The organism is Streptomyces sp. NPDC041108 (assembly GCF_055592645.1).
Genome location: NZ_JBVIYK010000003.1, coordinates 466,898 through 489,240, shown reverse-complemented (window position 1 = coordinate 489,240; position 22,343 = coordinate 466,898). Strand labels below are relative to the sequence as shown.

The window sequence follows — 22,343 nt, the reverse complement described above, 5'->3', positions numbered from 1 at the left end:
GTCACCTGCTCTCTTCTGGCGGGGGTGTGTCTTCAGCCTAAGAGCTCGGGTGAGGGGCGTAGTTGTGCGGGTGCGGGTGCGGGTGCGGGTGCGGGTGCGGGTGCGTGGGGGTTCTCGCGCCGTTCCCCGCGCCCCAAAAAAAGCATGGGGCGCGGGGGGCTATGCGCGGGTCAGTCCTTGATCTCGCAGATGGGGGCGCCGGAGGTGATCGAGGCGCCGACCTCCGCGCTGAGGCCCTTCACGGTGCCGGAGCGGTGGGCGTTGAGGGGCTGTTCCATCTTCATGGCTTCGAGGACGACGATCAGGTCGCCTTCCTTGACCTCCTGGCCCTCCTCGACGGCCACCTTGACGATGGTGCCCTGCATCGGGGAGGCGAGGGTGTCGCCGGAGGCCGCCGGGCCCGACTTCTTCGCCGCGCGGCGCTTGGGCTTGGCGCCCGCCGCGAGGCCGGTGCGGGCCAGGGTCATCCCGAGAGCGGCCGGGAGGGAGACCTCCAGACGCTTGCCGCCGACCTCGACGACGATCGTCTCGCGGTCGCCGTCGTCCTCGACCTCGGTGTCCGTGGGGGCCGCGAAGGGCTTGATGTCGTTGACGAACTCGGTCTCGATCCAGCGCGTGTGGACCGTGAACGGGTCGCTGGAGCCGGTCAGCTCGGGGCCGAACGCCGGGTCCCTGACGACCGCGCGGTGGAAGGGGATCGCGGTGGCCATGCCCTCGACGGTGAACTCGTCCAGGGCGCGGGCCGCGCGCTGCAGGGCCTGCTGCCGGGTGGCGCCGGTGACGATCAGCTTGGCCAGGAGGGAGTCCCACGCCGGGCCGATCACGCTGCCGGACTCCACGCCCGCGTCCAGGCGGACACCGGGGCCGCTGGGCGGGGTGAACGTGGTGACGGTGCCGGGGGCCGGGAGGAAGTTGCGGCCCGGGTCCTCGCCGTTGATGCGGAACTCGAACGAATGGCCGCGCATCGGCGGGTCGTCGTAGCCGAGCTCCTCGCCGTCCGCGATCCGGAACATCTCACGGACCAGGTCGATGCCGGTGACCTCCTCGGTGACCGGGTGCTCCACCTGGAGGCGGGTGTTGACCTCCAGGAAGGAGATCGTGCCGTCCAGGCCGACCAGGAACTCCACCGTGCCGGCGCCGACGTAGCCGGCCTCCTTCAGGATGGCCTTCGACGCCGCGTACAGCTCGGCGTTCTGCGCGTCGGACAGGAAGGGGGCCGGGGCCTCCTCGACCAGCTTCTGGTGGCGGCGCTGCAGGGAGCAGTCACGGGTGGAGACCACGACCACGTTGCCGTGGGAGTCGGCCAGGCACTGGGTTTCCACGTGGCGGGGCTTGTCGAGGTAGCGCTCCACGAAGCACTCGCCCCGGCCGAACGCCGCGACCGCCTCACGGACGGCCGAGTCGTACAGCTCCGGGACCTCTTCGAGCGTGCGGGCGACCTTCAGGCCGCGGCCGCCGCCGCCGAACGCCGCCTTGATCGCGATCGGCAGACCGTGCTGCTCCGCGAACGCCACGACCTCGTCCGCGCCCGAGACCGGGTCGGGGGTGCCCGCGACGAGCGGCGCGCCGGCGCGCTGGGCGATGTGACGGGCCGCCACCTTGTCACCCAGATCGCGGATCGCCTGCGGGGGCGGGCCGATCCAGATCAGACCCGCGTCCAGGACCGCCTGGGCGAACTCCGCGTTCTCCGAGAGGAAGCCGTAGCCGGGGTGGACGGCGTCGGCGTCGGCGTCCTTCGCGGCCTGGAGGACCTTGCCCATGTCCAGGTAGCTGGTCGCCGGAGTGTCACCGCCCAGGGCGAACGCCTCGTCCGCGGCCCGCACATGCAGTGCGTCCCGGTCCGGATCGGCGTACACGGCCACGCTCGCGATCCCGGCATCCCGGCACGCCCGGGCGACGCGGACAGCGATTTCGCCTCGGTTGGCGATCAACACCTTGCGCACGATGGCTCCCTCTCCTTGAAACAAGCCGAGTTTAGGGACTGCCGACACGGCGTTTCGACCCGTCCACAATGGTGAGCTTGCCCACACGGAGCGTGAATCGAGGCTCACTCAACCCGCGAAATCCCTTGTCGCACAGCATTGCGCAGGACTCCATGCGGAAACCCTAGCCCGCTGATGTGGTCAAGGTCTCTGTGCGGCCGCGCTGCGGCCGGTTGGGTTTCTTTGTGGAGTCCCTACTAATGGCCCAACGATTCTTTGCTCTCGTGAGAACCCTTGTCCCGGGGTTTACCCGTTAGTAGCGTTCACGATGTCTGGAACACCTACCTGGGGTAACGACGTGGGCCCCCGAGGCGCTGAGTGCAGCAGGACGAGAGTGGGAAGTGGGTGGGGCCGGTGATCCGCAGACCGGTGGCGGTGGTCACGGCGTTCGTGCTGTTCGCGGAGGGGCTCGGAATCGCCGGGCTGCAGTGGTTCCTCGGCACGGTCGTCGACCGGCAGAAGATGTCACTCGCCGGGCTGGATCCGGACGCGATGTCCCTCTCCACGAAGGCCGGGGGTGTCGTCTTCGGCCTCTACTTCGTCCTCTGCGGTGTGGTCGCCCTGCTCGTCGCGCTCCGCAACCGGCCCGCCGCCGGGCTCGGGAGGATCCTGCTCATCAGCGTGGCCGTCGTGCACGGGCTGCTCGGCGCGCTCACCGTGGGGCTGGTCGGGTGGGGTGCGTTCGTGTTCATGATGGTGGTGCTGGGGCTCGTGCTGCTCACGCTGATGACGTACGACCGGCAGGACGGGGGTGTCGCTGCCGGTGTGCCGGAGCAGGGCGTTCCCGGCGCTCCGGGTGCTCCGGGTGGTGCTCCGGGAGCGCCGGGTGCTCCGGCTGTTCCGGCCGCTCCCGCGGCTCCCGGGGCTCCTTGACGGGGCGGGTGTGGTGGGTGCGTCGAGTGTGTCGGGCGCTCGCCTCGACGGCTTGGGTGGCGCGCCCTGTTACCTGGCGGGGGGCGCCCACAGGTCGGTGATGCCTACACCCAGGTGGGCCAGCAGGCGGCGGAGCAGGGGCAGGCTGATGCCGATCACGTTGCCGTTGTCGCCCTCGATGCCGTCGATGAACGGGGCCGAGCGGCCGTCGAGGGTGAACGCGCCCGCCACGTGGAGGGGCTCGCCGGAGGCGACGTACGCGGCGATCTCCTCGTCGGTGGGGCTGCCGAAGTGGACGACGGTGGAGGCGGTCGCGGACGTGTGGCGGCCGGTGGCCGTGTCGTAGACGCAGTGGCCCGTCTGGAGCGTGCCGGCGCGGCCGCGCATGGACTTCCAGCGGGCGGTGGCCTCCTCGGCGTCGGCCGGCTTGCCGAGGGCCTGGCCGTCCAGGTCGAGAACCGAGTCGCAGCCGATCACCAGGGCGCCCTTCACCTCGGGCTTCGCCGCCACGACCGAGGCCTTGGCCTCGGCGAGGGCGAGGGCCAGGTCGGCGGGGGTGGGGGCGCTGACGGCGTCCTCGTCCACGCCGCTGACGATCACCTCGGGGGCGAGGCCGGCCTGGCGGAGCAGGTTGAGCCGGGCGGGGGACTGGGAGGCGAGGACTAGGCGGCGGGGCTGCTGGTCGGTCATGTGCGTCAGGGTATCGGCGGGGGGTGGGGGCGGTCGCTGCGGTGCGGTGGGATGCGGTGCGTGGGATGGGGTGCGGTGCGGTGCGGTGAGATGGGGCGGGGTGGGGTGGGCGGCCTTCTGTGGGTGGGGGGTTCGCCTGGGGGCGGTGGGTGGGTCGGGGGCGTGCCGGGGGGTATCCGTCCTCGGAACGGCGCGAAATCGGTCGGCTGGGAGGCGCGGGGCGTTGACGCGCCAACCGCTGCGGGCGGACACCCCCCGGCACGCCCCCTTCTCGCCGTACGCGACCGGCCCCGCGGGGGAGCGCGCCTTCTTCTCGCCGCGGACGGCTGACCCCGCGTGGGGGTACGACCCCGTCTCGCCGCGGACGGCTGACCCCGGGTGGGGGCGCGTCCCCGTCTCGCCGCGGGCGGCTGACCCCGCGTGGGGGCGCGCCGTCTTCTCGCCGTGCGCGGGTGGGTCCGCGTGGAGGCCCGGCTTCTGCTCTCCGTGCGTGGTGTCCTGCCCGTCGTACGCGGTTGTCACGCCGTGCGTGGGTCAGCGGAGGCCCAGGACCAGCATCGCCAGGAGCATGGCGAAGGCCATGAGGATGCCGAGCCGCCGAAGCATGGCCTGCGTGTCGCGCAGTTCCTTCGGCGGCTCGTTCTCAGGGTCGGACCAGAGCATGCTGCGATGGTGCGCCGCCCCGAGGGTCGGGCGCCTGAGTACGCGTACTCAAATCGGTAGGGCAGGTTCCGCTCAGCCGGGCCAGTAGGTGCGGCTCCAGGTGGTGGGACCCGGGGTCGGCAGGCGGTGGGCGGCGATGCGGGACGGGTCGGACCAGGAGTCACGGGGGGCGGGCGCGCCGGGCGGCTCGGTGGCTGCCGCCGCGGCGCGGGCCCGGACCACCGCCAGTGCGGCGGCCAGCTCCTCCGGGGTCGGGTTTCCCCGTACGACCTTGATGGTCATGTCGGCTCCCAGCAGGGCTAGAGGGGGATGTTTCCGTGCTTCTTCGGGGGGAGGGTCTCGCGCTTGGTGCGCAGCTGGCGAAGGCCGCGGACCAGGTGGCGGCGGGTCTCCGAGGGCATGATCACGGCGTCGACGTAGCCGCGTTCGGCCGCCGTGTAGGGGTTGAGGAGGGTGTCCTCGTACTCCTGGATGAGGCGGGCGCGGACCTCTTCGCGTTCGGCCTCGGGGGCGGCGGCGATGGTGCGGCGGTGGAGGATGTTGACCGCGCCCTGGGCGCCCATGACGGCGATCTGGGCGGTGGGCCAGGCGAGGTTGAGGTCGGCGCCCAGGTGCTTGGAGCCCATGACGTCGTAGGCGCCGCCGAAGGCCTTGCGGGTGATGACCGTGATGAGGGGCACGGTGGCTTCCGCGTAGGCGTAGATGAGTTTCGCGCCTCGGCGGATGATGCCCTCGTGTTCCTGGCCGACGCCGGGGAGGAAGCCGGGGACGTCGACGAAGGTCAGGACGGGGACGTTGAAGGCGTCGCAGGTGCGTACGAAGCGGGCGGCCTTCTCGGACGCGTCGATGTCCAGGCAACCGGCGAACTGCATGGGCTGGTTGGCGACGATGCCGATCGGGTGGCCCTCGACACGGCCGAAGCCGGTGAGGATGTTCGGCGCGAACAGGGGCTGGGTCTCGAAGAACTCGGCGTCGTCCAGGACGTGTTCGATGACCGCGTGCATGTCGTACGGCTGGTTCGCGCTGTCCGGGACGAGCGTGTCCAGTTCGCGGTCCTCGTCGGTGAGCGTGAGGTCCGCCTGCTCGGGGAAGGCCGGGGGCTCGCTGAGGTTGTTGGAGGGGAGGTAGGACAGGAGTTGTTTGACGTACTCGATGGCGTCCTTCTCGTCCCCGGCCATGTGGTGCGCGACGCCGGAGGTCGCGTTGTGGGTGCGGGCGCCGCCCAGTTCCTCGAAGCCGACGTCCTCGCCGGTGACCGTCTTGATGACGTCCGGGCCGGTGATGAACATGTGCGAGGTCTGGTCGACCATCACCGTGAAGTCGGTGATCGCGGGGGAGTAGACCGCGCCGCCCGCGCAGGGGCCGACGACCAGGGAGATCTGGGGGATGACGCCGGACGCGTGGGTGTTGCGGCGGAAGATCTCGCCGTACATGCCGAGGGCCATGACGCCCTCCTGGATGCGGGCGCCACCGGAGTCGTTGATGCCGATGACGGGACAGCCGGTCTTGAGGGCGAAGTCCATCGCCTTCATGATCTTCTGGCCGAACACCTCGCCGAGGGACCCGCCGAGGACCGTGAAGTCCTGGGAGAAGACGGCGACCGGGCGGCCGTCGACCGTGCCGTAGCCGGTCACGACACCGTCGCCGTAGGGGCGGTTGTGCTCCATGCCGAAGTCGGTGGAGCGGTGGCGGGCGAACTCGTCGAACTCCACGAACGAGTCCTCGTCGAGGAGGAGTTCGATGCGCTCACGGGCCGTCAACTTGCCCTTGGCGTGCTGCTTCTCCACGGCGCGCTCGGAGCCGGCGTGCGTCGCCTCGTCGATACGGCGCTGCAGATCCGCGAGCTTCCCCGCGGTCGTGTGAATGTCGGTGCTCGTCGGGCTTGCCGACTCTTCCGGCTCGGACATCGGGATGCGGCTCCCTGCCTGCTGATGGGGACGTGAGGGACTCGGTACGTGCTGCTCGGTGCGTACGCGGTGGTGCTGGACGCGTGCTCAGAAGTGTGTGGGGTTACTCATCCGTAGCGTAGTGCTGTGCCTAGCGTTCGGCAGTGCGGCGTTTACCACACCTAGGGTGGGTTGCATGACGCCGCGAGATGCCTCAGACGACGGAAACGACCAGCCCGGCAGCCGGTGGTCCGACCTGGACCGGCCGCCCCTCAACTCGGCCTCCCTGCGCCGTGCGCTGATCCGGGAGGGCGGCCTGTGGAGCTCCCTGGACGTGCGGCAGGTCGTCGACTCCACCAACACCGACCTCGCGGGGCGAGCCGACCGGATGCCCGAGGGTGCCGTGCTCGTCGCGGAGGAGCAGCGGGCGGGCCGCGGGCGCCTCGACCGCATCTGGACCGCGCCCGCGCGCTCCGGCCTGTTCTTCTCCGTCCTGCTCAAGCCGGGCGAGGTGCCCGTCGAGCGCTGGGGCTGGCTGCCGCTCCTCACCGGAGTGGCCGTCGCGACCGGGCTGTCCCGGGCCGCCGGCGTCGACACGGCACTCAAGTGGCCCAACGACCTGCTGGTGACCGTGGAAGGCCAGGAGCGCAAGGCCGGCGGCATCCTCGCGGAGCGGGCCGGAGCGGACGGCGTGGTGATCGGTATCGGCATCAACGTCAGCCTGCGGGAGGACGAGCTGCCGGTGCCCGCGGCCGGGTCCCTGCTGCTCGCCGGAGCCGTGACCACGGACCGCGATCCGCTGCTGCGCGCCGTGCTGCGGTCGCTGGAGGAGTGGTACGGACGGTGGCGGGCCGCCGGCGGCGACCCGTCGGCCAGCGGTCTCCAGGAGACCTACGCCGCCGGGTGCGCGACCTTGGGGCGGAAGGTGCGCGCCGAGCTGCCCGGGGACCGGTCGGTGGTCGGGGAGGCCGTGGCGGTGGACGGGGACGGCCGTCTGGTGCTCGCCACGGAGGACGGGGTGCAGGAGCCGGTGGGGGCGGGGGACATCGTGCATCTGCGGCCCGCGTGACGGGCGAGGCGGCGTGACGTGTGGGGATGGTGGGGCCTGGGCACCCGGGGGCGTGTGTCCGGGGTACGGGCCCGGCGGGCGGCAGTGGGGCGCCGGGCGCGTGCTCCGAGGGGCGCGCGCCCACGCCGGGCGCCGTCCCCCGGAAGGGGGACGCACCCTTCGGCCCACCTCCCGGAGTGAGCTGGCGCACACCTGCCGTAGAGTTGAGGCCGGTCGAGTACGTGACCGCGGGAGATCGGAAGGGCAGCAGGAGTGAGCGTCGAGGACACGGGCTCCGGCACGGACGCGGACGACCGCGTGGAGCCGCCCCCGCTCTCGGCTTCGCTCGAGCGGCCGGAGCCCCAGGACGTGGACGCCGATGAGGAGGACCCGCTGGCGCTGCGCCTCGAAGGGCTGATCCTCGGGGCCGAGCGCCGGTACACCCCCTTCCAGGCGGCACGCAGCGCGGGCGTCTCCATGGAACTGGCGTCCCGTTTCTGGCGGGCCATGGGCTTCGCGGACATCGGGCAGGCCAAGGCGCTGACCGAGGCGGACGTCCTCGCGCTGCGACGGCTCGCCGGTCTCGTGGAGGCGGGGCTGCTCAGTGAGGCCATGGCGGTGCAGGTGGCCCGGTCGACCGGGCAGACCACCGCGCGGCTCGCCGAGTGGCAGATCGATTCCTTCCTGGAGGGGCTGACCGAGCCGCCGGAGCCGGGGATGACCCGGACCGAGGTGACGTATCCGCTGATCGAGCTTCTGCTGCCGGAGCTGGAGGAGTTCCTCGTCTACGTCTGGCGGCGCCAGCTGGCCGCCGCCACCGGGCGGGTCGTGCAGGCCGCGGACGACGAGGAGATGGTCGACCGGCGGTTGGCCGTCTGCTTCGCCGACCTCGTCGGGTTCACCCGGCTCACCCGGCGGATGGAGGAGGAGGAGCTCGGCGAGCTGGTCGAGGCCTTCGAGACCACCGCGGCGGACCTGGTGGCGGCGAACGGCGGGCGGCTCATCAAGACCCTCGGGGACGAGGTCCTGTACGCCACGGACGACGCGGGCGTGGCCGCCGAGATCGCGCTGCGCCTCATCGAGACCATGGCCAACGACGAGACCATGCCCGAGCTGCGCGTCGGCATGGCCTTCGGCACGGTGACGACGCGGATGGGCGACGTCTTCGGTTCGACCGTGAACCTCGCGAGCCGGCTCACCTCGATAGCGCCGAAGGACGCGGTCCTCGTCGACGGCGCCTTCGCCGAGGAGCTGACCCGCACGGGCGAGGCGCCCGCCTCCGAGGCCGAGGCGGCCGAAGCCGCGGCCGCCGCGGAGAAGGAGGGCGAGGAACCTCCGACGTACCGCTTCGCGCTCCAGCCGATGTGGCAGCGCCCGGTGCGCGGCCTGGGCGTCGTCCAGCCGTGGCTGCTCACGCGGAGGCCGGGGAAGGGCTGAGCTGCCCCCCGCCTGTTCCCGTCGGGGCCGCCGGCCGCCGAGGGCCGCCGCGGCCGTCCCCGGAGTGCCGGGAGCCGCCTCACCCGCCGAGTGCGTCGTCGACGCAGAGGCCGACCAGGGGGACGCACAGGCCCGGCTTCGTGGGTTTCGCCGGGCTGGCCGTGTCGGCGGGACCGGCCGGCGCGTCCGGGGAGTCGGGGGTGGTCGGCTGCTGGGGCGCTGCCTCCGGTGGCCGGGTGGGTGCGGGGGGAGCGGGGCGGGGGGAATCGGGAGTGCGGGCCGTCGGGGCGGTGTCCGGGGCGGGCGGGGTCGCGTCCACGTCGTCGCGGGCGTCTGAGCCGGAGGGGGCGGAGGGGATCTCGACGCCGATGCCGGGGGCGGGCAGGAGGGTGGAGGGGACCGGCGTGGGGTCGGCCGCTCCCGGGGCTCGGGGCGGGGCCGAGGCCGTGGTGCCGCCGCCCATGGGGGCGTCGGCGGTCGGGGTTCCCGCGTCGGCCGGGGGCTCGTCGCCCACCGTCGTACCGGCCTCGGTCGTCGCCCTGTCCGTGAAGTCGTCCGCCGCACTGGGCGCCGGGCCCGCCGCACTCGCGCCGCCGCCGACGGGGTCCGACGCCACCCGCAGCAGACTCAGCGCTCCCGCCGCCAGCGCCATCCCGCCCACCGCGAACAGCAGCTTGCGGGGCCGGGGCCGCCGGTGCCGGCCGCGCGGCCGGGGCGCCGCCTCGTCGGGGGCACCGCCGACCGTGCCGGAGGGACCGGAGAGGGGTGGGAACGGCGCCGCCGACGGCCTCCAGGGCGCCGACGGCACGGGGGGCCGGGGCGCGGCGGTCGGCGTCGGTGCCTCCCGGGGCGCTCGTGGTGCGGTCGATGCCGGCCGGGTGGCCGTGTCCGTCGTCATGGTTCGTCCCTCCCCTACGCGCCCGTGTCCGCCGGTGCGCCTGTGGCGGAGCGCAGATTATGTGCCGGGACGGACGGTGCGGCCGGAGAAGGCAGGGATGTCACTCGTACGTGGAGAAGATCGTCGGGGTACGTCAAGGGGACACTCCGCGGGGGCTCTCGTTGGGGTGCGCGCCGGGCGCGCGGATGACGCCGCGGCCTCGCCGTTCCGGTCCGTCGTGCGCGACGTCGTCGTTCCCGCCGTTCTCGTCCGGGTCGTCGGTGCGGTCGCCTGCCGGGGCCGGCGTCGCCCGGGGTTTCCGCCGGGCGGGGGTGGCTGCGATGATCGGGGCCACAGAAGAGTTAACCCGCGTTAACCGGAGGGTTCTATGGGTGACGGTGCGGCAGTGGAGCGGGCGGCAGGGGTGGAGGGGGAGCGGCGATTCGGGGAGTTCGTCGTGGTGCGGCGGCACGGGTTCGTCGCCGAACTCGCGCTCGACCGGCCCAAGGCCATGAACGCCGTGTCGACCGACATGGCCCGTTCCGTCACGGCGGCGTGCGCCGCGCTGGCCGCCGACCGTGACGTCCGCGTGGTCGTCGTGACGTCCACGCACGAGCGGGCGTTCTGCGTGGGGGCGGATCTGAAGGAGCGGAACTCCTTCAGCGACGCCGACCTGCTCCGGCAGCGGCCCGTCGCGCGGGCGGCGTACACCGGCGTACTGGAGCTGCCGATGCCCACGATCGCCGCCGTGCACGGCTTCGCGCTGGGCGGCGGCTTCGAACTCGCCCTGTCCTGCGACCTGATCGTGGCCGACCGTACGGCCGTCGTGGGGCTGCCCGAGGTGTCGGTGGGCGTGATCCCGGGAGGCGGGGGCACGCAGTTGCTGCCGCGCCGGGTGGGGGCCGCGCGGGCGGCCGAGCTGATCTTCACGGCGCGGCGGCTGGAGGCCGGGGAGGCGCGGGAGCTGGGGCTCGTCGACCAGGTCGTCGAGGAGGGACGGGACCGGGCGGAGGCCCTGGCGCTGGCCGCGCGGATCGCCGCGAACTCGCCGGTCGGGCTGCGCGCGGCCAAGCGCGCGCTGCGGCTCGGGCAGGGGCTGGATCTGCGGGCCGGGCTGGAGGTCGAGGACGCGGCCTGGCGCTCGGTGGCGTTCTCGGGGGACCGGGCGGAGGGTGTGGCCGCCTTCAACGAGAAGCGGAAGCCGGACTGGCCGGGGGAGTGACCGGTGGGCCGTGGGTCACCGGCTGAGGTGGCAGGGGGGCCGGCGGTCACGCGGCCGGCCGTACCCCTGTTCGCTTCACCAACGTCCCACATCATCCCCAACCTCCCTAGCCTGGGGAGATGGGAGAGGACAGGCGGCTGAGGGCCGTGGTGGCGCTGGCCCGCGGGATGGCGGGGGCGCGTACGTCGCCGGAGACGTGGTGGGCGGCCGCCGACGGGTCGTGCCGGGCCCTGTCGGGCAGCTTCGCCGCGCTGTCCGTGTGGGAGCGGGACCGCGGGCTGCTGCGGGTGCTCGTGAATGTGGGGAACCGGGCGGCGGACGAGGAGGAGTTCCCCGAGGAGGAGACGTACCCGGTGCACGAGTTCCCGGAGATCGCGGAGTTCCTGCACGAGCGGTGGCTGGAGGGCGGGGAGCCCAACGCCTGGGTGGAGACCGCCGCCGGACCGGTCGGCGGGCGGCGTCCCGGCGGCTACTGCCACCAGCGGGTCGCCGCCCTGCGCCGGCGCGGCCGCGGCTGCTGCGTGGTGGCCCCCGTCGTGCTGAACGGCCGGGCGTGGGGTGAGCTGTATGTGGCCCGGCCCGCCGGGGAGCCCGTCTTCAACGGCGGCGACGCCGCCTTCGCGACCGTGCTGGCCTCGGTCGTGGCCGCCGGACTCGCGCAGTCCGAGCGGCTGGAGGAGGCCCGGCGGCTGGCCTTCACCGACCCCCTCACCGGGCTCGGCAACCGGCGCGCGGTCGATCTCCGCCTCGACGAGGCGATGGAGGCGCACCGGCGCGACGACACGGTGATCAGCCTCGTCGTCTGCGACCTCAACGGCCTGAAGAAGGTCAACGACTCCCATGGGCACGCGATGGGGGACCAGCTGCTGGAGCGCTTCGGGTCCGTGCTGTCGCGCTGCGCGGCCGAGCTGCCCCGGGTGCTGGCCGCCCGGCTCGGCGGGGACGAGTTCTGCCTGCTGGCGGTGGGGCCGTCGGCGGACGAGGTGGTACGGGTCGCCGGTGATCTCTGCGTACGGGCGAGGGAGCTGGAGCCGGGCGACGGGGTCGCCTGCGGTGTCGCGTCCACCGGGGATCCCATCGGGCCGTTGCGCTCGGCCCGGCGGCTGTTCCGGCTGGCCGACGCGGCGCAGTACCGGGCCAAGGCCGCCGGGTCCGTGGAGCCGGTCGTCGCGGGGCGTGAGGGAGAGGGCGCCGAGGACCCGGTCGTCAGTCTCGCGGACCGCCCGCCCGCGCCGGTCGATCCCGCGCACCCGGGGGACCGGCGCCGCATCCGAGGGCGCCGGTCCTCCTAGGGCGGGCCGCGCGCGCGGGGTCGAGTCGACGCGTGGCCCTGGGCTGCCCACGGCCAGGGGGGAGCGAGCCGTGGGCCGGTCGGTGGTCCGGAAGGGGCCGGGCAGGGGCGGACGGTTCCTGCTGGAGTACGGCCCCGCCGTCGTCCGGTATTTCGACCCTACGCGCGTGTGCGCACCTTCAAGGCTCTGACCTGGCGATTCTGAGCAATCCCGGAGCGTTCTCTGAGCGTTCTCTGATCGGATTCTGATCTACGCGGATAGCTGGGGGCCGGATTTCGGCGAGGTCGCGCGACGGAGGTAAGGAGCCCTTCCGTTCCGCGGTCGTGACATTCGGCGATTCAGTCCCTACGATCCTGAATATGGATATGCACTCTGTGGACACGGTGATCCTCGGGACCTCCGGAGTCACCGCGGCCGACGTCCTCGCCGTGGCGCGCGCCGGCGCCCGGATCGAGCTCTCCGACGAGGCGGTGGCCGCGCTCGCGGCGGCCCGCGAGATCGTGGACGCGCTGGCGGCCAAGCCGGAGCCCGTCTACGGCGTCTCCACCGGCTTCGGCGCCCTCGCGACCCGGCACATCAGCCCCGAGCTGCGGGCCCGGCTGCAGCGCAATATCGTCCGCTCGCACGCCGCCGGCATGGGGCCGAGGGTGGAGCGCGAGGTCGTCCGCGCGCTGATGTTCCTGCGGCTGAAGACCGTCTGCTCGGGCCGAACCGGTGTCCGGCCCGAGGTCGCGCAGACCATGGCCGACGTGCTCAACGCCGGCATCACCCCCGTCGTCCACGAGTACGGCTCCCTCGGCTGCTCCGGGGACCTGGCCCCGCTCTCCCACTGCGCGCTCACCCTGATGGGCGAGGGCGACGCCGAAGGCCCGGACGGGATCGTACGGCCGGCCGGCGAGCTGCTGGCCGAGCACGGCATCGCCCCCGTCGAGCTGCGCGAGAAGGAGGGGCTGGCCCTCCTCAACGGCACCGACGGCATGCTCGGCATGCTGGTCATGGCGCTGGCCGACCTGGAGCGGCTGTACACCTCGGCGGACATCACCGCCGCGATCTCCCTGGAGGCGCTGCTCGGCACGGACCGGGTCCTCGCCCCCGAACTGCACGCCATCCGCCCGCATCCCGGGCAGGCGGCCTCGGCGGCCAACATGCTCGCCGTACTGAAGGGGTCGGGGCTCACCGGGCACCACCAGGACGACGCGCCCCGCGTGCAGGACGCGTACTCGGTGCGGTGCGCCCCCCAGGTGGCCGGGGCCGGGCGGGACACCGTCGCGTACGCGCGGCTCGTCGCCGAGCGGGAACTCGCGGCGGCGGTCGACAACCCCGTCGTCCTGCCCGACGGGCGGGTCGAGTCCAACGGCAACTTCCACGGGGCGCCCGTCGCCTACGTCCTCGACTTCCTCGCCATCGCCGTGGCGGACCTCGCCTCGATCGCGGAGCGGCGGACGGACCGGCTGCTCGACAAGAACCGCTCGCACGGGCTGCCGCCGTTCCTCGCGGACGACGCCGGGGTCGACTCCGGGCTGATGATCGCGCAGTACACGCAGGCGGCACTGGTGAGTGAGTTGAAGCGGCTCGCCGTACCGGCGTCGGCGGACTCGATCCCGTCCTCCGCGATGCAGGAGGACCATGTGTCGATGGGCTGGTCGGCGGCGCGCAAGCTGCGGACCGCCGTGGACAACCTGACACGGGTGCTGGCCGTGGAGCTGTACGCCGGGACGCGGGGCGTGGAGCTGCGCGAGGGGCTGGTGGCCGCGCCCGCCACGCGGGCCGTGGTGGAAGCCGTGCGGGCGGCCGGGGTCGAGGGGCCGGGGCCGGATCGTTTCCTCGCGCCTGACCTGGAGTTGGCCGACGCGTTCGTCAGGGACGGGCGGCTGGTCGCTGCCGCGGAGTCGGTGACCGGGGCGCTCGCCTGACCGACGGGCGAGTGGGCGCGGGTGGGGCGTGGTCGTCGCGCGGTGCCCCGCGCCCCTCAGAATGCGGTGCCGCGCCCCTGCTTCTTTCTCACAGGGCGTGAGGGGCCTCGGGGCCCTCCGGGTACTCGGGGTACTCGCGTTCGCGGCGGATCGAGTAGGCCACGAAGGCCGCGCCCAGGCCGAGCATCGCGGTGCCGCCTATGACGTAGGGAGTGGTGTTCGGGCTGCCGGTGTCGGCGAGTTCGCGGCTGTCACCGGTGGTGGCCGTGTCGGACGCCGTGGTCGTCTGCTCGCGTACGGCCGCCTCCTGGGTCGCGTTGGCGGACGGCACGAACCAGAGGGCGCCCAGCAGGGTGCCCGCGGCGGTGGCGGTCACCAACGACCGGCGGGCGGTGGGCGACGCGCGACGTGCGACGGACACGGAATATCGATCCCCTTGTGACGCTGGCGAATTGGCCGTGGACGTCGATGCTAATGAAAGGCGCGGGTCGTGGGAAAGTCGCGTGCCCTGTGAGCCGTACGCTCCGGAGCATGAGCACAACGCAGACATCGCAGTTTGTCCGGCTACGCGTCGAATTGGTGGTGGAGGTCGAGGACGTGGAGGCCGTCACCGGGGCCGCTCTGCGGCGGATCGCGGACGATCCCGATATGCCTGCCGATGAGCGGGTACACGCCGAGAGCACGGTGACCGAGGACACCGCGGAGGCCCTCGCCTATCTGGTCGACCCGTTCGACCTGGTCGGAGAGGTCCCCGGGGTCGAACTGGCCCAGGCCTCCTGGAGCAGCGAGGGCATCGACTACGACCCCGATTCGCCGGAATGGGGTCTTGACGAGGATGATGACGGAGAGGACGAAGAGGAAGACGCGCGCGGCTGAGCGGTCGGGGAAATCGATGGTCCCGGGCGGCAACCGCCGCCCGGGGTTCTTTCGTCTCACGGAACGCACCAGTCACTTTGTGCACCCCGCCGGGTCGCCGACGACCCGATGCGAGTGCAGTGGCGTATCCCACATATCCGCAAGAGCGGAACGGCTCGACGCCGTCGTGGTGTTTAAGTGCTAACGGGGATCTTCGGGGTTTGGGGATTCGGCAACGATGGAGAAGCGTGTGATGACGAACAGTAAGCGGCGCAGGGGCCTGACGGTCGCGTCCGCACTGCTCGGCGGGGTGCTGGTGCTCTCTGCGTGCAGCGGGGGCGGCGGCGACAAGGGGTCCGGGGGTGACGGCGGGGACTCCTCCCAGGCCCGGGCCGACAAGGCGGCGGCCGAGAAGACCTCCGAGGCCGACATCAAGATCACCCCGAAGGACGGCTCGGACAACGCCTCCATCAACAACTCGGCCAAGGTCACCGTGAGCAAGGGCACGCTCACGGAGGTGAAGATGACCACCTCCGACGGCACCGCCGTCGACGGCGAGATATCCGCGGACAAGAAGAGCTGGGCGCCGAGCGCGCAGCTGGAGCGGTCCACGGGGTACAAGATCACCGCCGCCGCCGAGGACTCCGAGGGGCGCGAGGCCCACGAGAACGCGGCGTTCACCACGGTCTCGCCCGCCAACAGCTTCATCGGCAACTTCACGCCCGAGGACGGCTCGACCGTCGGCGTCGGTATGCCGGTCTCGATCAACTTCGACAAGGCGATCACCGACAAGGCCGCCGTGCAGAAGGGGATCACCGTCTCCAGCAGCTCCGGCCAGGAGGTCGTGGGGCACTGGTTCAACGCCAACCGCATCGACTTCCGGCCCGAGGAGTACTGGAAGGGCGGCTCCACCGTCACCCTGAAGCTCGCGCTCGACGGGGTCGAGGGTGCCGACGGTGTCTACGGTGTGCAGCAGAAGACCGTGACCTTCAAGATCGGCCGTAACCAGGTCTCCATCGTCGACGCCAAGACCAAGACGATGAAGGTCACGCGGGACGGCAAGGTCGTCAAGACCATCCCGATCTCCGCCGGTTCGCCCGAGAACAAGACGTACCAGGGTCAGATGGTGATCTCCGAGCAGTTCAAGGAGACCCGGATGAACGGCGCGACGGTCGGGTTCACCGACGACGACGGCAAGGGCGAGTACGACATCAAGGACGTCCCCCACGCTCAGCGTCTGACGACCTCGGGCACGTTCATCCACGGCAACTACTGGGGCGGCGACTCCGTCTTCGGCAACGTCAACACCAGTCACGGCTGTGTCGGTCTGAACGACACCAAGGGTGCCAACGACCCCGACACCGAGGGCGCCTGGTTCTACGACAACTCCATGATCGGTGACGTCGTGGACATCCGGAACACCGGCGACAAGACGGTCGCCCCGGACAACGGCCTGAACGGCTGGAACCTCGACTGGGCCGCCTGGAAGGCCGGTTCGGCGGTCTGATCGACCGTCATCCGTAGCGCGCGCGGCCGGCGTCGAGCCGCCCGGAGCTGTGCAGCACCGATGCCGCCCCTGTGACACCCAGGGGCGGCATCGGTGTTTCCGGGGCCGCGTACAGGGTTCTCATCCGGCTTTTATCGAGTACTTATCCCTTCATCACGCGGCGTCCCTAGCTTGCCGCCATGTTCTTCACCTACCTGAGGCGCGAACTGCGCCGCCGCAGAAAGGCGGCGCTCGTCGTCGCCTCCGGGCTCGCCCTGGGCATCGCGCTGGTCATCGTGGTCAGTTCCGTCTCCTCGGGCATGGAGAAGGCACAGGGCAAGGTCCTCGAATCCCTGTACGGCCTGGGCACGGACATGACCGTCACCAAGGCCGCCGCCGCGGCCGGCGAGGACGCCGGTCAGCGCCCGCGGTTCGAGTTCGACGCCCAGGACGACGACTCCGACGAGAACCAGAGCAGTGATCTCGTCCGGGTGCAGGGCTTCCAGACGCTGGCGAGTTCGACCGTCGCCGAGGTCGGCGAGCAGGCGGGCGTCGCGCGGGCCGTCGGAGGTCTCAGCCTCCAGGTCATCAAGGTCGACGGGCAGTTCCGGCGCGGACGGTTCCAGCAGGACGAGGGCGCCGGGGGGCAGCAGCGGGGCGGTCCGGGCGCCGGCGGCACCGGGCAGCCCGAGGGGCGGGTCGAGGGCGGCGGCGCCCGGTTCGACGTCGACAACTACTCCGTGTACGGCACGGACGTCACCGAGCCCGCGCTGGGCCCGCTGACCTCCTCGAAGATCACCGGCGGTCGTACGTTCAAGACGTCCGAGACCAACGCCGAGGTCGTCGTCGCCGACAGGTCGTACGCCAAGGAGAAGGAGCTGAAGGTCGGTGACAGCGTCACGCTCAACAGCGTCAGGTACCGGGTCATCGGGATCGCGACGCCCGACACCGGGGACGCGGCGGCCGACCTCTACATGCCGCTGAAGCAGGCGCAGACGCTCAGCGACTCCAAGGGCAAGATCACCACGATCTATGTGAAGGCGAGCGACTCGCAGCGGATCGACGGCGTCAAGACGGCCATCCAGAAGAACATCGACGGCACGACCGTCACCACCTCCGCCGACCTCGCCGACACGGTCTCCGGATCGCTGTCGACGGCCTCGGACCTCGCCGCCAACGTCGGCAAGTGGCTGTCGATCGCGGTGCTGGTGGCCGCGTTCCTGGTCGCGGGCCTGCTCACCTCGTCCGCCGTGTCGCGCCGGGTGCGGGAGTTCGGCACGCTCAAGGCGCTGGGATGGAAGTCCGGGCAGGTGACCCGGCAGGTCGTCGGTGAGGCCGTCGTCAACGGACTGGTGGGCGGCGCGCTCGGTATCGCGCTGGGGCTCGGCGGGGCGTACGCCGTCACGGCGGTCAGCCCGACGCTGCGGGCGGAGGTCGGGGCGACGGGCGGCGGGTTCGGCGGACCGGGCGCGGGCGGGCCCGGTGGCGGCGGCTTCCCCGGCGGGGGCGGGCCCGGCGGAGGGCGCCAGACGGCCTCCAACGCGCTGGACGTGGCTCTCACGGCGCCCGTCGGCGTCACGACGATCGTCGTCGCGGTGGGGCTCGCCGTCGCCGGCGGGCTGATCGCGGGGGCGTTCGGCGGGTGGCGGGCCTCCCGGCTGCGGCCGGCGGACGCGCTGCGCCGCGTGGAGTAGTTCGGCGGCGGCCGGACATCCCCGCCCGCAGCCAGGTCCATCCGAACTTCAGGGAGTCGCACATGTACGTACTGACCGGCGTCACCAAGCGCTACGCGCGCGGCAAGGACACCGTCACCGCGCTCGACGGGGTCGATCTCACCGTCGCCGACGGGGACCGGCTGGTCATCCAGGGACCCACCGGGGGCGGGAAGTCCACGTTGCTGCAGATGCTCGGAGGGCTGGACAAGCCCTCCGACGGGAGCGTCGAACTCGACGGGACCGACATGGCGAGGCTGTCGGAGGCGAAGCTCACCAGGGTGCGCGGCGAGAACATCGGCTTCGTCTTCCAGAGCTTCAACCTGATTCCGACGCTGACCGCGCAGGAGAACGTCGAGACGGCCCTCGTACCGCTCGGGGTCAGGGCGAAGGAGCGGCGGCAGCGGGCCGCGGAGGCGCTGGAGTCGGTGGGGCTCGGGGAACGGCTGGGGCATCTGCCGGCCGAGTTGTCGGGCGGCCAGCAGCAACGCGTCGCGATCGCCCGCGCGTTGGTGAAGCGGCCCAAGGTGCTGCTCGCGGACGAGCCCACCGGCAACCTCGACGAGTCCACGCGCGACGAGATCATGGAGGTGCTGGAGACGCTGTGGAAGGAGCACGGCCTCACGTTCATCATGGTCACCCACGATTCGGCGCTGGCGAGGAAGGCCCCTCGGGTCGCGACCATCCGCAAGGGGCGGATCACGGTGAAGGAGAACGCCGGGGCGTGAGTGCGGGAACGCGAGCGACCACGGGGCGTGCCTGGCGGGTTCCCGGGGCGGTGGGGCGCGTGGGCGCGGAGGCCGGGCGCGCGCGAGCCGCGCGTGGCCCGTCTTCGCCGCTCTACGCCCAGTCGCGAGGTATGTGACACGAGTTGACCCCCGGTCATACTGCGTAGACCGGGGGGAATTGACGCGTATGTGTGCGGAAGGTCCCCTGGCCGGATGAACCAGATGAACTGGATGAACCGGATCGAGGGGGAGACTTGCGCAGACACAGCAGGAGCGCGTGCGCGGCCGCGGTCGCCACGGTGTCGGCCGTGGCGCTGACGATGGGCCCGACCAGCCCGGCGTCCGCGATATCCGAGCGCGTGACGGGTGTGGCGGGTGTGACGGGTTTGGCAGGCGTGACGGGGGTGACCGGCACGGCCGACGTGGCCGCGGTCGATGGGGCGGTGAGCCGTCGTCTCACCCTCGTCACCGGTGACCGTGTCCTCGTCGACCGCGAGGGCCGGGTGCTCGGCCTGGAGCGGGCCAAGGGCCGCGCGGGGATCCCGGTGCGGCTGCGCGAGGCCGACGGCCACACCTATGTGCTGCCGGCCGACGCGGCCCGGCTCATCTCCGCCGGGCGGGTCGACCGGCGGCTGTTCGACGTGACCCTGCTGAACAGGGCGGCGACCCGTGCCTCCCAGAAGCAGGGCCTGAAGCTGATCGTCGGCTACACGGGCAAGGCCGCCGACGCCCGGGCCGACGTCCGCGACGCGGGCGGCACCAAGGTCCGCCGCACCCTGAGGACGCTGAACGCCGAGGCGCTGCTCACCCCCGGGGACGACGCGGCCGCGCTGTGGAAGGCGGTCACCGACGCCGACGGCACCACCGCCACCGGCGTCGCCCACATCTGGCTGGACGGCGTCCGCAAGGTCAGCCTCGACAGGTCGGTCGCGCAGATCGGCGCCCCGAAGGCGTGGAAGGCCGGCTTCGACGGCAAGGGCGTCACCATCGCCGTACTCGACACGGGCGTCGACACGACCCACCCCGACCTCAAGGGCCGGGTGAAGGCCGCCAAGAACTTCTCCACCTCACCCGACACCACGGACAAGTACGGCCACGGCACCCACGTGGCCTCCATCGCGGCGGGCACCGGAGCCCGCTCCAAGGGCAAGTACAAGGGCGTCGCGCCCCGTGCCGAGCTGCTCAACGGCAAGGTGCTCAGCGACGAGGGCTACGGCGACGACTCCGGCATCGTCGCCGGTATGGACTGGGCCGCCGCGCAGGGCGCCGACGTGGTCAACCTCAGCCTGGGCGGCGGCGACACCCCCGAGATCGACCCGATGGAGGCGGAGATCGGCAAGCTCTCCGCCGAGAAGGGCATCCTCTTCGTGGTCGCCGCCGGCAACGAGGGCGACCGGGGCGCGGGGACGGTCGGCTCGCCGGGCAGCGCGGCGGCCGCGCTCACCGTCGGCGCGGTCGACGACAAGGACAGGCTCGCCTCGTTCTCCAGCCGGGGCCCCGGCAAGGACGGCCGGATCAAACCCGACGTGACCGCGCCCGGTGTCGCCATCACCGCCGCCGCGGCCCCGGGCAGCGTCATCGAGCGGGAGGTCGGCCAGAAGCCCAAGGGCTATCTGACGATCTCCGGTACGTCGATGGCGACCCCGCACGTCGCCGGCGCCGCCGCCCTCCTCAAGCAGCAGCACCCGAAGTGGACGTACGCCGAGCTGAAGGCCGCCCTGGTCGCGTCCGCCAAGGGGGGCCCGTACACACCCTTCGAGCAGGGCTCGGGCCGTATCCGCGTCGACAGGGCGGTCGAACAGAAGATCGTCGCCAAGCCCGTCTCGGTCGGCTTCGGCGTCCATCGGTGGCCGCACACCGACGACAAGCCGGTGGCCAGGAAGCTCACCTACCGGAACCTCGGCTCCAAGCCCGTCACCCTCGGCCTCACGGTGACCGGCATCGACCCGAAGGGCGGGCCCGCCCCGGCCGGATTCTTCAGGCTCGGCGCCAAGAAGGTCACCGTCCCGGCCCGCGGCCGGGCCACCGTCAGCCTGATCGTGAACACCAGGCTGGGCGGGAAACTCGACGGCGCCTACTCCGCGTACGTCACCGCCGACGGCGGCGGCCAGGGCGTCCGTACGGCGGCGGCCGTGCAGCGCGAGGCGGAGTCGTACGACGTCACGCTGAGGACGGTCGGCCGGGACGGCGGGCCCGCCGTGAACCACGTGCTCGACCTGACCGGTGTCTCCGGGCTCGCCCGGGACCGGTGGTTCACGCCCTACGACCCGGACGGCACGGTCGATCTCCGGGTGCCCGCGGGCGACTACATCCTCGACGCCGGGATCGTCGTGGACCCGGAGGACTCCACCAAGGGCGTGGACTGGCTGTCCCGGCCGAGGCTCACCGTCGACCGGCGGATCTCCCTCACGCTGGACGCCCGTACGACGAGACCCGTGGACATCACCGTGCCCGACACCGCCGCCGAACCGGTCCTCGCGGCACCGGAGTTCGCCCTGAGGGCGGGCGGGAACGACTACTCCTTCGGCTGGCTGCTCGACACGTACACGGGGTTCGGCACCGCGCACCTCGGCCCCGGGACCGGTGGCGCCAGGCTCACCCAGACCTGGGCCGGCCAGTGGACCGCGGGCGGCACCGCGCAGTACGCCACCGTGGCCGGAGGCAGAGCCGAGAAGCTCGCCACCGGCTACACCAAGCACTGGAGGAAGGGCGAGCTGGCCACCGTGCGGACCGGCCTCGGCGCCTCCAGCACCGGGAAGAAGGGCGCGGTCTTCGCCTGGGCGGAGCTTCCCGGCGGCTCCGGCTCGCCCGCCGCGGGCGTCCCACGGCCGCTGCCCGGCCGGCACACGCTGCGTCTGTCGGCCGCGGACGGGGTGAAGTGGACCCTCGACTTCGAGCAGTACGGCGCGGAGGACGAGCAGGGCTTCCCGCTCCTCGACGCGTACTACACGACCGGTGACAGCCGCGCCTACCGGGCGGGCCGTACGTACGCACAGACCTTCAACGTCGGGATCTTCGGCCCGCGGATCGCCGGGACCCACGGCATCCGGCGTGACGGCGCGTACCTGTACGGCATGCTGCCGATGTTCGCCGACGGCCGGGGGCACGCGGGGGCGTCCTTCTACGAGAAGGTGACGACGACGCTGTACCGCGACGGCGAGACGTTCGCCTCGGGCGAGGACGCGCTGGACGGGTCGGGCCAGTTCAAGGTGCCCGCGGGCCTCGCGGCCTACCGGCTGACGACCTCCCTCACCCGGTCCGCCGACCTGGCCAGGGCCTCGTCGCGGATCGACGCGAGCTGGACCTTCACGTCGGAGAGGACCGCGCGCGACACGAAGCTGCCGGTCTCCACGGTCCGCTTCGGAGCCCCGTTCCTGGGCCTCGACAGCACGGCCCCGGCGGGCGGCAGGGCCACCGTCCGCGTCACCGTGCAGGGTGCGGCCGCCGGCGGGAACCTCGGGTCGCTGTCCGTGTACGTGTCGGACGACGGCAGGAAATGGACGAAGGCCGCGCTCCGGAAGGGCACGTTCACGCACCGGACCCCGGGCGCGGGGAACAGCGTCTCACTGCGCGCCGAGGTGAGGGACACGAAGGGGAACACGTCGACGGTGACGATCCACGACGCGTACTTCGGCAGGTGAGGGGAGTTCACATGAGCGGCGGCTCGTGAGCGGCGGCA

Annotated in this window: 18 protein-coding genes; 11 read left to right on the top strand and 7 right to left on the bottom strand. The window is 72.3% G+C overall.

Annotated elements, in window-relative coordinates; translation table 11 throughout:
- Positions 1–170: 170 nt before the first annotated feature.
- A complete protein-coding gene (locus tag ACZ6BB_RS11720; protein WP_471615086.1) occupies positions 171–1,943 on the bottom strand; it encodes an acetyl/propionyl/methylcrotonyl-CoA carboxylase subunit alpha in 1,773 nt (590 codons plus the stop codon).
- A gap of 393 nt (positions 1,944–2,336) precedes the next feature.
- On the opposite strand from ACZ6BB_RS11720, the gene ACZ6BB_RS11715 reads away from it, so the two are divergent.
- Positions 2,337–2,855 carry a hypothetical protein gene (locus ACZ6BB_RS11715; RefSeq protein ID WP_471615085.1) on the top strand — a complete coding sequence of 173 codons (519 nt, stop codon included), beginning with the start codon at positions 2,337–2,339 and terminating at the stop codon, positions 2,853–2,855.
- Between the two features lie 69 nt (positions 2,856–2,924).
- On the opposite strand, the gene ACZ6BB_RS11710 is transcribed toward ACZ6BB_RS11715, so the two are convergent.
- The 4 genes from ACZ6BB_RS11710 to ACZ6BB_RS11695 all read right to left on the bottom strand — a co-directional run bounded on the left by ACZ6BB_RS11710 (position 2,925) and on the right by ACZ6BB_RS11695 (position 6,115).
- Positions 2,925–3,545, bottom strand: a complete 621-nt coding sequence (locus tag ACZ6BB_RS11710) for a Maf family protein (protein ID WP_471615084.1) — start codon at positions 3,543–3,545, stop codon at positions 2,925–2,927.
- A gap of 534 nt (positions 3,546–4,079) precedes the next feature.
- Positions 4,080–4,208, bottom strand: a complete 129-nt coding sequence (gene mmpB / locus ACZ6BB_RS11705) for a morphogenic membrane protein MmpB (RefSeq protein ID WP_471615083.1) — start codon at positions 4,206–4,208, stop codon at positions 4,080–4,082.
- 72 nt (positions 4,209–4,280) lie between these two features.
- Entirely contained in the window at positions 4,281–4,490 is a 210-nt protein-coding gene (locus ACZ6BB_RS11700; RefSeq protein WP_471615082.1) for an acyl-CoA carboxylase epsilon subunit, read from the bottom strand.
- 17 nt (positions 4,491–4,507) lie between these two features.
- The gene (locus ACZ6BB_RS11695) at positions 4,508–6,115 is read right to left on the bottom strand and encodes an acyl-CoA carboxylase subunit beta (RefSeq protein ID WP_471615081.1); all 1,608 of its coding nucleotides are present in this window, start codon (positions 6,113–6,115) and stop codon (positions 4,508–4,510) included.
- Between the two features lie 175 nt (positions 6,116–6,290).
- Between ACZ6BB_RS11695 and ACZ6BB_RS11690 the strand changes: the two genes are divergently transcribed.
- Together ACZ6BB_RS11690 and ACZ6BB_RS11685 are read left to right on the top strand one after the other, a co-directional pair.
- Positions 6,291–7,163 (top strand): biotin--[acetyl-CoA-carboxylase] ligase, encoded by an 873-nt coding sequence (locus tag ACZ6BB_RS11690; protein ID WP_471615080.1) that lies wholly within the window; start codon positions 6,291–6,293, stop codon positions 7,161–7,163.
- Between the two features lie 252 nt (positions 7,164–7,415).
- Positions 7,416–8,579, top strand: a complete 1,164-nt coding sequence (locus tag ACZ6BB_RS11685; RefSeq protein WP_471615079.1) for an adenylate/guanylate cyclase domain-containing protein — start codon at positions 7,416–7,418, stop codon at positions 8,577–8,579.
- Positions 8,580–8,658: 79 nt separating this feature from the next.
- Here the strand turns inward: ACZ6BB_RS11685 and ACZ6BB_RS11680 are convergent, their stop codons facing one another.
- Positions 8,659–9,477, bottom strand: a complete 819-nt coding sequence (locus ACZ6BB_RS11680) for a hypothetical protein (RefSeq protein ID WP_471615078.1) — start codon at positions 9,475–9,477, stop codon at positions 8,659–8,661.
- 367 nt (positions 9,478–9,844) lie between these two features.
- Here ACZ6BB_RS11680 and ACZ6BB_RS11675 point away from each other — a divergent pair, with 367 nt between their 5' ends.
- The 3 genes from ACZ6BB_RS11675 (at position 9,845) to hutH (ending at position 13,883) form a co-directional block, all read left to right on the top strand.
- Positions 9,845–10,678: an enoyl-CoA hydratase/isomerase family protein gene (locus tag ACZ6BB_RS11675; RefSeq protein ID WP_471615077.1), complete on the top strand. Its 834-nt coding sequence runs from the start codon at positions 9,845–9,847 to the stop codon at positions 10,676–10,678.
- A 119-nt stretch (positions 10,679–10,797) separates the two neighbouring features.
- Positions 10,798–11,970 carry a GGDEF domain-containing protein gene (locus ACZ6BB_RS11670; RefSeq protein ID WP_471615076.1) on the top strand — a complete coding sequence of 391 codons (1,173 nt, stop codon included), beginning with the start codon at positions 10,798–10,800 and terminating at the stop codon, positions 11,968–11,970.
- 374 nt (positions 11,971–12,344) lie between these two features.
- Positions 12,345–13,883 (top strand): histidine ammonia-lyase, encoded by a 1,539-nt coding sequence (hutH, locus tag ACZ6BB_RS11665; RefSeq protein ID WP_471615321.1) that lies wholly within the window; start codon positions 12,345–12,347, stop codon positions 13,881–13,883.
- 88 nt (positions 13,884–13,971) lie between these two features.
- On the opposite strand, the gene ACZ6BB_RS11660 is transcribed toward hutH, so the two are convergent.
- Positions 13,972–14,262, bottom strand: a complete 291-nt coding sequence (locus tag ACZ6BB_RS11660) for an LPXTG cell wall anchor domain-containing protein (RefSeq protein ID WP_471615320.1) — start codon at positions 14,260–14,262, stop codon at positions 13,972–13,974.
- A 152-nt stretch (positions 14,263–14,414) separates the two neighbouring features.
- Here ACZ6BB_RS11660 and ACZ6BB_RS11655 point away from each other — a divergent pair, with 152 nt between their 5' ends.
- From ACZ6BB_RS11655 to ACZ6BB_RS11635, 5 genes are all read left to right on the top strand, one after another.
- Positions 14,415–14,759 carry a hypothetical protein gene (locus ACZ6BB_RS11655; RefSeq protein WP_471615075.1) on the top strand — a complete coding sequence of 115 codons (345 nt, stop codon included), beginning with the start codon at positions 14,415–14,417 and terminating at the stop codon, positions 14,757–14,759.
- Between the two features lie 232 nt (positions 14,760–14,991).
- Entirely contained in the window at positions 14,992–16,245 is a 1,254-nt protein-coding gene (locus tag ACZ6BB_RS11650) for a L,D-transpeptidase (RefSeq protein WP_471615074.1), read from the top strand.
- A 179-nt stretch (positions 16,246–16,424) separates the two neighbouring features.
- Positions 16,425–17,918: an ABC transporter permease gene (locus ACZ6BB_RS11645; protein ID WP_471615073.1), complete on the top strand. Its 1,494-nt coding sequence runs from the start codon at positions 16,425–16,427 to the stop codon at positions 17,916–17,918.
- Positions 17,919–17,980: 62 nt separating this feature from the next.
- Positions 17,981–18,664, top strand: coding sequence for an ABC transporter ATP-binding protein (locus tag ACZ6BB_RS11640; protein WP_471615072.1), 684 nt, complete (start codon positions 17,981–17,983; stop codon positions 18,662–18,664).
- Positions 18,665–18,918: 254 nt separating this feature from the next.
- Positions 18,919–22,305, top strand: a complete 3,387-nt coding sequence (locus ACZ6BB_RS11635; RefSeq protein WP_471615071.1) for a S8 family peptidase — start codon at positions 18,919–18,921, stop codon at positions 22,303–22,305.
- The last annotated feature ends 38 nt before the right edge of the window (positions 22,306–22,343 follow it).

Coding starts and splice junctions, on each gene's coding strand:
- ACZ6BB_RS11710 (WP_471615084.1), bottom strand. CDS start 3,545: ATGACCGACCAGCAGCCCCGCCGCCTAGTCCTCGCCTCCCAGTCCCCC.
- mmpB (WP_471615083.1), bottom strand. CDS start 4,208: ATGCTCTGGTCCGACCCTGAGAACGAGCCGCCGAAGGAACTGCGCGAC.
- ACZ6BB_RS11700 (WP_471615082.1), bottom strand. CDS start 4,490: ATGACCATCAAGGTCGTACGGGGAAACCCGACCCCGGAGGAGCTGGCC.
- ACZ6BB_RS11695 (WP_471615081.1), bottom strand. CDS start 6,115: ATGTCCGAGCCGGAAGAGTCGGCAAGCCCGACGAGCACCGACATTCAC.
- ACZ6BB_RS11690 (WP_471615080.1), top strand. CDS start 6,291: ATGACGCCGCGAGATGCCTCAGACGACGGAAACGACCAGCCCGGCAGC.
- ACZ6BB_RS11680 (WP_471615078.1), bottom strand. CDS start 9,477: ATGACGACGGACACGGCCACCCGGCCGGCATCGACCGCACCACGAGCG.
- ACZ6BB_RS11675 (WP_471615077.1), top strand. CDS start 9,845: ATGGGTGACGGTGCGGCAGTGGAGCGGGCGGCAGGGGTGGAGGGGGAG.
- ACZ6BB_RS11670 (WP_471615076.1), top strand. CDS start 10,798: ATGGGAGAGGACAGGCGGCTGAGGGCCGTGGTGGCGCTGGCCCGCGGG.
- ACZ6BB_RS11655 (WP_471615075.1), top strand. CDS start 14,415: ATGAGCACAACGCAGACATCGCAGTTTGTCCGGCTACGCGTCGAATTG.
- ACZ6BB_RS11650 (WP_471615074.1), top strand. CDS start 14,992: ATGACGAACAGTAAGCGGCGCAGGGGCCTGACGGTCGCGTCCGCACTG.
- ACZ6BB_RS11645 (WP_471615073.1), top strand. CDS start 16,425: ATGTTCTTCACCTACCTGAGGCGCGAACTGCGCCGCCGCAGAAAGGCG.
- ACZ6BB_RS11640 (WP_471615072.1), top strand. CDS start 17,981: ATGTACGTACTGACCGGCGTCACCAAGCGCTACGCGCGCGGCAAGGAC.